Source organism: Streptomyces sp. NPDC059455 (assembly GCF_042750115.1).
Classification (GTDB): domain Bacteria; phylum Actinomycetota; class Actinomycetes; order Streptomycetales; family Streptomycetaceae; genus Streptomyces; species Streptomyces endocoffeicus.
On record NZ_JBHYVB010000283.1, the window covers coordinates 1 to 11,619 of the forward strand.

An 11,619-nucleotide genomic window follows, 5' to 3' on the forward strand; every position below is an offset into this window, starting at 1 on the left:
GCCTTCGGGGCTTGCTTGAGCCGTGTGCTCGGATGACGGGCACGCACGGTTCTTAGGGGGCGGGGACGCAGCAATGCGTCCCCGCTACCCGGCGGGCTGGAGCTGGACGATGCCGGGTTCGACTACTCAGTGCTGTGCGAGTTCCGGGCCCGGCTGGCCGAGGGTGATGCCGCTGACCGGCTGCTGACGGTGATGCTGGAGCGGCTGGTGGAGGCCGGACTGCTGAAGTCCGGGGGTCGGCAACGTACCGATGCCACCCATGTGCTCGCCGCGGTGCGCACGCTCAGCCGGCTGGAGCTGGCCGGGGAGACGATGCGGGCCGCGCTGGAGGAGCTGGCCGAGGCCGACGGGGACTGGCTGCTGCCCTTGATCGAGCCGGAATGGGACAAGCGCTACGGGCGCAAGATCGAGATCGGGAAGGTCCCCGGTGGGAAAGCCGGGGTTACCGCCCTGGCGGAGACCTTCGGCCGGGACGGCCAGAAAATCCTGGCCGCCGCCTGGGCCTGGGATGCTCCGCCTCGCCTCCGGGTGTTACCGCAGGTGGAGATCCTGCGGCAGGTGTGGGTCCACCACTACTACTGGGACGCGGCCGGGCATCTGCGCTGGCGTGACGGTCACGCGCTGCCCCCAGCCTCGCTGCGGTTCGATTCCCCTTATGACACCGACGCCCACTACTGCGTCAAGCGGGACACCGCCTGGAGCGGCTACCGGGTCCACCTGACCGAGACCTGCGACAGCGACCGGCCCGACACTGTCGTCCACGTGGCTACCACGACCGCCCCGGTCCAGGACGGCGAACTCACCGAACGGATCCATGACGACCTCGCCGAAGCCCGCCTTGCGCCCGCCGAACACGTCGTGGACGCCGCCTACATCGCCCCGGCCCGGATCGAACGAGCGCTCCGGGTCCACGGCATCACCCTGCTGGGTCCCGTGGTGCCCGACCACAGCCACCAGGCCAAAAGCGGTGGCGGCTTCGACAAGTCCGCTTTCACCGTGGACTGGGACAACGAGCAGGCCACCTGCCCCTCCGGGCAGCTCAGCCGGAACTGGGGACCACTGCTCATCAACGGCCACGACTACATCCAGGTCCGCTTCGACAAGATCACCTGCCTGGCCTGCACCGACCGTCCCCAATGCACCACCTCCGCCACCCGCCCCCGCGCACTTGCGCTCCTGCCCACCCGTGAACTCCATGAGATCCAGACCGCAACCGGCTGGACCAGCAGACCAAGGACTGGCAGCGGCGCTACGCGATCCGGGCCGGTATCGAGGCCACCCTCTCCCAGAACGTCCGCACCTGCGGCCTGGCGCCGATCCCGCTACCGCGGCCTCGCCAGAACCCACGTCCAGCACGTCCTGACCGCACTGGCCTGCAACCTCACCCGCATCGCCGACTGGATTACCGAACCCATGACCACCCGCCGCCGATCAACACGCTTCCACGCCCTGTGCACCGCCACCGCACACGCCTGAAAGATCACCAACAGAGTCCCGGTATTGACCCTAGGGCAGATCCGCCGTTCGCCCGGGTTCACGTGCCTTCCGACGGAGCCGCCAGCCGTGCACGTCGTCCCCGGGAAGCAACACGCTGACGGTGACCTCGACCACCGCGTTCTCCGGAATGTCGCCTCCTCGGTGGCTGATCCTCTCGACGAGCGACGCGTACTGCCCGCCCATGACCGCGAGCAGGCCGCGTAACTTCTGGATCTTCCCCGGGCCTCCGATGACCATTTTCACCTGGTTGGGCCGGTGCGGCTCCGGGAGCAGTTCCACGGCGTCCCACGCGTCGTCACCGACCCGTTCGTAGCGCACCCGGTACTCGGTGGCGCGCTTGGTCTCCTCGCTGACCCACACGTGTCTCGCGGGGGCGACGCTGGCCAGTTGGAGGCACCGGCCGACAACTGCCGTGTCGAGACCCCGCAGTGTGCCGTCATCGAGGTGGTAGCCGAGGATCGCGTCGGTGGACACGACGGCGAACTTGACCACGGGCTCCGGCGCCCCACTGCCTGCGGCGGCGCGAACGGAGCGGGCCTCCTGCAACGCGTCACGGATCGCCAGCGCGGCGTTGACGGCGTGATCGGGGGCGTGGCCCACGGCATCGAAGACGATCCAACTCATCGACGCCACCCTGCTGATCACCACTCCGCCGTGCCGCCCGACCTCGCGGTCCACCAGCGCGGCCACGCTGCCGAGTGCAGACGTCGACTCGGCAGCATCCTCGCCGGGCTCGCTGGCCACCTCGCTGACGACTGCCATCATGGTGGTCAACTTGCCCTCCGTGAGGGGGGCGACGGGGTCGTCCGCGCCGACCGGCCGGTGCGGCCGGGGCCCCTGGGGCCCGTCCTGGGGGGCCGCGGTCGGCCAGGGCACTCCCTTGGTGCCACTGTCGCCGAGCGCGGGTATGACACCGCCGTGCCAGTCGAGACACACGTCCTGATTGAGGATCAGGCGTTGGAGTTCCTGGAGTTCATGGCTCGGCTCCAACCCGTGGGTCTCGGCCAGCGACACGCGGGCGCGGTGATAGACGGCAAGCGCGTCCAACTGCCGCCCGCAGCGGTACATCGCCAGCATCAGCTGTCCCACCAGGCGTTCGTGGGACAGTTCTCGTCCTGCGACGAGTTCGAGTTCCGCCAGCACCTCGCGGTGCCGCCCGCAGGCCAGTTCGGCCTCGAAAAGCTCCTCGAAGGCCACGAGATGCGTGTTCTGGACAGCGGTGGCCTCGGGCCAGGCGCTACAGGTTTCGGTCAGGTCGGCGAGGACCGGGCCCCGCCAGACGTCGAGTGCGCCCCGCAGCGCCCGGCGCGCGGATTCCCAGTCGGCTTGGGCGGCGTACGCACGGCCGCGTTCTATGGTGAACATGAACAGGTTCAGGTCGATGGCGTTGGGTTCGACATGCAGCAGATACCCGGGCGTGTGGGTGAGGAGTACGGCCGGGTCGGCACTGCCGTCATCGCAGGCAAGAATTCCTCGCAGAGCGGACGCCGCATTCTGGAGCATCTTCCGCGCGGTGGGCGGAACACCGCCGGTCCACAGGGAATCCAGCAGTTTACTCGACGGAACTATCCGGTTGGCTTTCAGCAGCAGCATGCCCAGCATCGCGCGCTGTTTGATTCCGCCGAGGGGCACGACTCTGTCGTGGGAAACCACTTCCAGAGGACCCAGGATATTGAACTGCATGGTGGTCTCCCTCATCCGCGACACAGTTCGTCCAATGCTGGACAGGCCTGTAGACCGGAAGTATTCGATGGGCTGCCGGAATGGACGAACTCGCTGCCTGGTCGAGGAGCATGCGGCGCTCAAGCCGCCATCTCTGCGCAGGCGCACACCGTCGGCGGGCACGCGTGAGCATGTACGTGCCGCGCTGTATGAGGCTATGAATTTGGGATCGGATGACGATGAATTTCGTGTTCTATAGGCCGTTCATGCCGCTGGATTCCTGACGCGGTCTTTCTGGATTCAGCGGTCACCCGACTGCCTGGATCCCGCGCGTAGACGGCGGGTCTGTAACATCGAACGGCGCTGGGGGGTCATGGTCCTGGCGAAGGACGTCGCCTTGGGTCGTCGGGCGTAAACGCACGTTCATCCTTGCCTCCCCTGACCGGTCGTTGAGGTTCCACGAAGGTGACGCGCAGGTGAGGGTGTCCATGCCCCGTCACCCCCTCGAACCCCTACCTGCATCCCCATCCGCATCCGCGGATAACCTCGACCAATGTAAAATCCGCGGATAACCTCGACCAATGTAAATTAAATGAGGCATTATTCACGCCAGGGTGTGCCCGTAATATGGCAATAGCTATCACGTTGGGTCGAGATTCCTGTATGTGCATGATCGGGTGGAGGAGCCCGCCCGGTCCCTCGGCGCCACCCGACCGTCGACGCCGCGGGTCAGCCCGGGACGTCGGCGTCGGTGACCCGCGGAAACCTCGTCAGTGCCGCTGGCAACCTGATTGCCTCCGGATGGGCGCGTGGTGGAGCGGTGTCATTTCGGGCGGTGACCCTCGATGGCTACCTTCCCCTCATGGCAGACCGGACGACGTAGGCATCCAGCAGGGGTGCGGCTGATCGGAGACAGTGTGGTGCCTCGACCCGTGATCTGGCCTTCTGTGAGCGGTTCCTGGCCGTGACCGGTGGTGAGGGGATGGACGCGGTCGTGAATGCCCTGGCAGGGGAGTTCACGGACGCGTCGTTGGCGTTGTCGCCGCGCGGTGGTCGGTTCGTCGCGATGGGCGGGACGGACATCCGCGATGTCGCGCAGGTCGCCGAGTCCCACCCCGGGGTGGTGTATCAGGGGTGGTGTTCCTCGGCCGCGGCTGTCATGGGCGGTGCGGGCCAGGGGAGTTGCCCCGCCGCGAACACGTTCCTGGACGCGCCGGCCGGTTGCCGCCGCGATCGGTGCCTGGTCGGCCGGTCGCCGGCGTGGGGGCTGCGGGACCAGGCCTCAGGGATGACCGGGCACCTGGAGGGTGCGGGTCTGTCGCGCCTGCGTCGCGGTGGCGTTCACCCGTTGACGACGGAGCAGGGCCCGGTGCTGTCCGAGGCGCTGCCGTGGTGGGTGCGCCGGTGGTGGTTCCGGCTCGTTCGGACCTGGCGGCACTGACCCGCGCCGGGGGAGTGGTGTCTCCGTTGCCGAGTGGTCCGACGGCCGACGTTCCCGGCCGTCCCACTGCTGCCGCGGCGGCATCGGCCGCCGACGAGGATCTGTACAGGCTGGTCGAGCAAGCGTTCGAAACATACTAAACCAACCGCCGGGAACAAGGAGTGACCATGTCCGAGGTAGACAAGCTCCGCGACTACCTGAAGCGGGCCATTAACGACGGCCGGCAGCTCCAGAGCCGACTGCGCAGGCTTGAGGAGAGCATGCGGGAGCCGGTGGCCATCGTGGGGATGGGTTGCCGGTTCCCGGGCGGGGCGGAGAGCCCGGAGGACTTCTGGAGACTGCTCGCCGAGGGAGCCGACACGATGTCGGGGTTCCCCGCCGACCGGGGGTGGGACGTGGCGGGCACGCCCGACCCTGGTCCCGGTGCCGCGGCCCCAGGCTTTGCCCGGGTGGGCGGATTCCTTGCCGGGGCGGGTGATTTCGATGCGGAGTTCTTCGGCATCAGTCCGCGTGAGGCGTTGGGGACGGATCCGCAGCAGCGGCTGTTGCTGGAGACGTGCTGGGAGGCCCTGGAGGACGCGGGGATCGATCCGGCTTCGTTGCGGGGCACCGACACCGGGGTCTACGCCGGGGTCATCACGTCCGGGTACCGGGTCGGGGCGCAGGACGCCGGGGGCGGCTACGGGCTGACGGGGACCATGGCGAGTGTGGCGTCGGGCCGGGTGGCGTACTGCTTGGGGTTGCAGGGTCCGGCGGTGTCGGTGGACACGGCGTGTTCGTCGTCGCTGACGGCGATTCACCTGGCCGCGCAGGCGCTGCGGTCCGGGGAGTGCGGGATCGCGCTTGCCGGCGGGGTCACGGTGATGGCCACTCCGTCGGCGTTCGCGGAGTTCGCGCGGCAGCGGGTACTGGGCACCGACGGCCGGTGCAAGCCGTTCGCGGAGGCGGCTGACGGCACGGGGTGGGGTGAGGGCGTCGGCGTCCTGGTCCTGGAGCGGCTGTCCGACGCTCGCCGGCTTGGGCACCGGGTGTTGGCGGTCGTGGCGGGCAGTGCGATCAACCAGGACGGGGCGTCCAACGGTCTGTCGGCGCCCAACGGTCCTTCGCAGCAGCGGGTGATCCGCCAGGCGCTGGCGAGCGCCAGGTTGCAGCCCGGCGATATCGATGTGGTGGAGGCACATGGCACCGGCACCGCGCTGGGTGACCCGATCGAGGCGCAGGCGCTGTTGGCGACGTACGGCCAGGACCGGCCGGAGGGTCGGCCTTTGTGGTTGGGGTCGGTGAAGTCGAACATCGGCCATACGCAGGCAGCCGCGGGTGTGGCGGGCGTGATCAAGATGGTGCAGGCGATGCGGCACGGCATGCTGCCGCAGACGCTGCATGTGGATGCCCCGTCCTCGCACGTGGACTGGTCGGCCGGGGCGGTGGAGCTGCTCACCCGGGCACGCCCGTGGGAAGCCGGCCCCCGTCCGCGCAGGGCCGGTGTGTCCTCGTTCGGGATCAGCGGCACCAACGTCCACCTCATCCTCGAACAGCCCCCCCAGGACGCCCTCGCCGAGTACGAGCCCGAGACCGGGGCGGAGCCACCCGCGGGGCCGGCGGTGTGGGTGTTGTCGGCGCGGTCCGGGCCGGCCCTGGCCGCTCAGGCCGGCCAGTTGGGGGCCTTCGCCGCTGCCCGCCCGCAGATGACCGTCTACGACGTGGCGTTCTCGCTGGCGACGACCCGCGCCACGGGGCTGCCTCGGCGGCTGGCGGTGACCGGCAGCGACCGGGAGGAACTGCTGGCGGGCCTGGCGGCGGCAGCCGAGGGACAGGACGCGCCCGGGACGGTGACCGGGAAGGCCGGAGAACATGCGCGGCCGGTGTTCGTGTTCGCGGGGCAGGGCGGCCAGTGGGTCGGGATGGGCCTGCAACTGTGGGACGAGGAGCCGGTGTTCGCGGCGGCGATGGAGCGCTGCGCGGCGGCCCTGGAGCCGTTCGTCGCCTGGCGGCTGCGTGAGGCGCTGGGCGATGCGGAGTTGTTGGCGCGGGTGGATGTCGTTCAGCCGGCCTTGTGGTCGGTGATGGTGAGCCTGGCCGCGTTGTGGCGGGCGGCCGGGGTGGAGCCCGCCGCCGTGGTGGGCTCCAGCCAGGGCGAGATCGCCGCAGCGTGCGCGGCGGGCGGCCTGTCTCTGGAGGACGGCGCACGGGTGGTCGCCCTGCGCAGCCGGGCGCTGGCCGAGCATCTGGCCGGCGCGGGTGGGATGGTGTCGGTGCCCGCCGGGTTGGAGGAGGTGCGGGAGTGGATCGCCCGGTGGGGCCAGGACCTGTCGGTCGCGGCGGTCAACGGCCCGAGGCAGGTGGTGGTGGCCGGGACCGCGGCCGCGTGCGCGCAGTTCGCGGACGCTCATGCCGAGCGGGGCGCCCGAGCGGTCGCGACGGATGTCGCGGGTCATACCGCGCAGGCCGAGGTGGTGAAGGAGCGTCTGGCCGGAGAGCTGGCGGGGCTGGCTCCGGTCAGCGGTTCGGTGCCGTTCTACTCCACGGTCGAGGCCGCGGTGGTGGACACGGCCGGGCTGGACAGCGGGTACTGGTATCGGAACCTGCGTGAGCCGGTGCGGCTCGGCGAGGTCATCGCCGCGCTGGCGGCGGAAGGCCACCGGGTGTTCGTGGAGGTCAGTCCGCATCCGGTGCTGGGTATGGCGGTGGCGCAAGGCGGCGAGGACCTGGTGGCGGCGGCCAGTTTGCAGCGTGGCGATGGGGGCCGGGGACGGTGGCTGACCGCACTGGCCGGTGCCTGGGCGGCGGGTGCGGAGGTGGACTGGGCCGCGGTGACCGCCGACGAGGGCAAGGCCCGGAGGGTGGCGCTGCCGACGTATCCGTTCCAGCGGGAGCGCTACTGGCCGAAGGCCGTCGCTGGGCGCGGCGATGCCGTCTCAGCTGGTCAGCAGCGCTCCGGGCATGCGTTGTTGGCGGCGGCGGTGTGGCTGGCCGAGGGTGACGGGCTGGTGTTGACCGGTCGGTTGTCGCTGGCCGCGGCTCCCTGGCTGGCCGATCACGCCGTCCACGGCGTGGTGTTGCTGCCCGGCACCGCGTTCGTGGATCTCGCGATGCATGCCGGTGATCTGGCCGGGTGCGCGGTCCTGGAGGAGTTGACGCTCCAGGAGCCGCTGGTGCTGTCGGGTCAGGGCGGCGTGCAGTTGCAGGTCCGCGTCAGCGGCCGCGACGGTGGACAGCGGACCGTCACGATCTCCTCCCGTGAGGGGGAGGGCGAATGGGTTCTGCACGCGGTCGGCGTGCTGGCCCCGGTCGACAGTGAGCCGGCTCCGGCTCCGTTGGGTGCGTGGCCCCCGGCGGGTGCGGAGTCGGTTCCGGTCGGTGACGCCTACGAGCGGCTGGCCGGGCGGGGCTATCAGTACGGGCCTGTGTTCCGGGGGTTGCGTCAGGTGTGGCGGGCCGCGGACACGGTGTATGCCGAGGTCGAGCTGCCTGAAAGTACGGAGGCCGATCCGGCTGGGTTCGGGCTGCACCCCGCGCTGCTCGACGCGGGTTTGCACGGTGCCGTCGTCGCCAGCAGCAACGGCGCCGCCGACGGCAGCGGTGGTGGGGGGACGGGTTTGCCGTTCGCGTGGTCGGGTGTGCGGCTGCTGGCCGGCGGTGCCCGCCACCTGCGCGTGGTCTTGGCACCCGGGCCGGGTGGGGTGGCGGTCACGGCGTTCGACGCTGTGGGTGAACCCGTTCTGCAGGCACGGTCGTTGGTGCTGCGGGAGGTTGCGTCCGGGCAGTTGGGCGGGCTCGGCCGGATGGCCAGGCAGTCGCTGTTCACGGTGGACTGGGCCGCGCTGCCGGCCTCGCAGGCCCCGGCCGCCCGGGTCCGGTGGGCGCGGCACGGGGAGATGGCCGGGTCCGACGTCGCTCCGGTGATGGTGGCGGTGGTGCCGGCTGCCCCGTCCGGGGCGTCGGCGCCGCGGGCGGCTCAGTTGGCTGCCGCGACGGTGTTGGGTTGGGTGCAGGAGTGGCTGGCCGATCCCGAGACGGACGATTCGCGGTTGGTGGTCTGGACCCAGGGCGCGGCAGCCGGCCAGGACCTCCCCGGTGCGGCGGTGGCGGGTCTGGTCCGCTCGGCGCAGACCGAGCACCCCGGCCGGCTGCTGCTGGTCGACGTCGACCCGTCAGCCGACGTGGACCCCGGTCGCGACGCCGATGTGGACACGGTGCTGGCCGCGGTACTGGATGCCGGCGAACCCGACATCCGCATCAGCTCCGGTGACAGGGGTGTGGAGGTGTTCGGGCGGCGGTTGGCCCGGGCCGGCGCTGGAGCCGGTGAGTTGGCGTTGCCCGGTGGTTCGGACTGGCGGGTCGAGGTGACCCGGCCGGGTGACCTGGGCAGTGCCGCGGTCCTTGATGCCCCCAAGTCCGACGTCGAGTTGTCGGCGGGTCAGGTCCGGGTGGGTCTGCGTGCGGCCGGGGTGAACTTCCGTGACGTGATGTACGGGCTGGGTGTGGTCGATGACGGGCGGATACTGGGCGGGGAGGGCGCGGGGGTGGTCCTGGAGACCGGCCCCGAAGTACGCGGTCTGACGGTGGGCCAGTCGGTGATGGGTCTGGTGCAGGGGTGGGGACCGGTCGGGGTGGCGGATGCCCGGCTGCTTGCCCCGATCCCGCAGGGTTGGTCGTTCCAGCAGGCTGCGGCGGTGCCGGTCGGGTTCCTGACGGCGTTCTACGGGTTGCGGGACCTGGCCCAGGCCGGCCCGGGCCAGCGGGTGCTCATCCACGCCGGTACGGGTGGTGTGGGTACGGCTGCGGTGCAGTTGGCCCAGGCGTGGGGTTTGGAGGTCTTCGCGACCGCGAGCCCGGCCAAGCAGCACGCGCTGCGAGCCATGGGCGTGGCGGACACCCACATCGCCTCCACTCGTGATCTGGTCTTCTGTGAGCGGTTCCTGGCCGTGACCGATGGCGAGGGCATGGACGTGGTCGTCAACGCGCTGGCCGGGGAGTCCACGGACGCGTCGCTGCGGCTGCTGCCGCGCGGTGGTCAGTTCGTCGAGATGGGCAAGACCGACATCCGCAACCCCGAGCAGGTGGCCCAGACCTACCCTGGAGTGGCGTATCAGGCGTTCGACACGATGGACGCCGGTGCGCCGCGGGTCGCGGAGATGCTGGCCGAACTCGGGGCGATGTTCGAGGCTGGGACGCTGACTCCGCCGCCGGTGACGTGCTTCGAGCTGTCGCAGGCGGTGGCGGCGCTGCGCCATCTCCAGGCAGCCCGGCACATCGGCAAGGTCGTGGTGAACGTCCCGGCCGAGTGGGACCCGCACGGCACGGTGCTGGTCACGGGCGGGACAGGGACCTTGGGTGGGGAGTTGGCCCGCCACCTGGCCGGCTCCCGGGGCATGCGGCACCTGCTGCTGATGTCCCGCCGGGGCCCGGCGGCGCCGGGAGCTGCGCGCCTGGCCGCAGACCTCGCAGGCTCAGGTGCGGAAGTGCGAGTGCAGGCCGGTGATGCCGCCGATCGCACCGCTCTGGCGTCGGTGCTGGACCGGGTGACGGCGCTCCGTCCGCTGACCGCGGTGGTGCACGCCGCCGGGGTGATCGACGACGCCACCGTGGAGTCGTTGACGCCCGCGCGGATGGTGCCGGTGCTGGCGGCGAAGGCGGATGCGGCGTGGAACCTGCACGAGCTGACCGAGGGCGCGAGCCTGGCCGGGTTCGTGTTGTACTCCTCGGCCGCGGCCGTCATGGGCAGCCCGGGGCAGGGCAGCTACGCCGCCGCGAACGCGTTCCTGGACGCGCTCGCCGTCCACCGCCGCGACCGGCACCTGACCGGCCAGTCGTTGGCGTGGGGCCTGTGGGACCAGACCTCGGAGATGAGCGGACATCTGGACGGCTTGGCCCTGACCCGCCTGCGCCGCGGGGGCATCGAGCCCATGACGACCGCTCAGGGTCTGGCCCTGTTCGACGCCGCTACCGCGCTGGGTACGCCGCAGCCCATGCCGGCCCGCCTGGATCTGACCGCGCCGACTCGCGCCGGCAACCCCCTGCTGAGTGGTCTGACGGCCGGTGTTCCGGCCCGCCCCAACGCCGCCGCAGCCGTCGCGGCCGGGGGTGGGATGGCCACGCGGCTTGCCGGGCTCAGCCCAGCCGACCGCGAGCACGAGGTCCTGCAGGCCGTCCAGGCAGCCATCGCCGTCGTGCTGGGCCATGCCACGCCCGGGGACATCGACCCCGAGCGCCGCATTCGCGACATGGGCATCGACTCCCTCACCGCGCTGGAGCTTCGCAACCGACTCGCCACCGAGACCGGCCTCACCCTCCCCGCCACCCTCGTCTTCGACCACCCGACACCGGCCGAACTCGCCCGGCACCTCGCGGGAAAGTTCGACGACGAATCGGCTCCCGATGCCGGGGAATCCGCCGGGGACCCGGCCGAGGGCATCGTCAGCCAGTTCGCCCGGCTGGAGACGGCCCTCGCGAAGGGCGCGGACGTCGATGACGAGCTGCGCACCTACGCCCGCTCCCGCCTGCTGGCCCTGCTGGACATGGTGGGCTAGAAGATCACTGGAGATCGTGCCGTGAGGGCGGTTCCGCCGGTGGCGGGGCCGCCCTCCGGGCTTCATGCCGAGGTCGGCGGCCTGGGCACGTCCCGGCCGGCGACCAGGGCCGACGGGCCGACCGCGTTCGCTGCCGGAAGCCGGAAGCAGGCCAGTAGAGAGGGGCCGCACGCGGTGTCGTACAGGCCCGGCCCGCACGCGGCCTCCACCGCGGATCGCACCGCGGCCCGACCGTCTCCCGGGCCCGTTCCCCCGCACACACGACAGTCCGGCCCCGCGTCACCACCGCGGGCCGGAACCAGGGATTCTCAGTGATCTTCTAGCGGATGCGCAGGCGAAGGGTCTTCGGTCCGCGGGCCTGGGTCCCGCCCCAGGCCACCGCGGACGGGTTCTGGAGGCTGAAGTCCGGGATGCGCTCGAGCCAGACCTCCAGTGCGACGCGGAGTTCCATGCGGGCCAGGTGGGAGCCCAGGCAGCGGTGGATGCCCA

The 11,619-nt window shown here is 71.0% G+C and carries 4 protein-coding genes; 3 read left to right on the forward strand and 1 reads right to left on the reverse strand.

Annotated elements, in window-relative coordinates; all coding sequences use genetic code 11:
- The first annotated feature begins 129 nt into the window (after positions 1-129).
- Complete coding sequence (locus tag ACFXB5_RS49005) at positions 130-1,476, forward strand: transposase (RefSeq protein ID WP_385221363.1); 1,347 nt, start codon at positions 130-132, stop codon at positions 1,474-1,476.
- A gap of 30 nt (positions 1,477-1,506) precedes the next feature.
- On the opposite strand, the gene ACFXB5_RS49010 is transcribed toward ACFXB5_RS49005, so the two are convergent.
- Positions 1,507-3,180 (reverse strand): BTAD domain-containing putative transcriptional regulator, encoded by a 1,674-nt coding sequence (locus tag ACFXB5_RS49010; RefSeq protein WP_385221366.1) that lies wholly within the window; start codon positions 3,178-3,180, stop codon positions 1,507-1,509.
- A 961-nt stretch (positions 3,181-4,141) separates the two neighbouring features.
- Here ACFXB5_RS49010 and ACFXB5_RS49015 point away from each other — a divergent pair.
- Both ACFXB5_RS49015 and ACFXB5_RS49020 read left to right on the forward strand, forming a co-directional pair.
- Positions 4,142-4,600: a KR domain-containing protein gene (locus tag ACFXB5_RS49015; protein ID WP_385221369.1), complete on the forward strand. Its 459-nt coding sequence runs from the start codon at positions 4,142-4,144 to the stop codon at positions 4,598-4,600.
- Between the two features lie 167 nt (positions 4,601-4,767).
- A complete protein-coding gene (locus tag ACFXB5_RS49020; protein WP_385221371.1) occupies positions 4,768-11,130 on the forward strand; it encodes an SDR family NAD(P)-dependent oxidoreductase in 6,363 nt (2,120 codons plus the stop codon).
- Positions 11,131-11,619 lie beyond the last annotated feature (489 nt).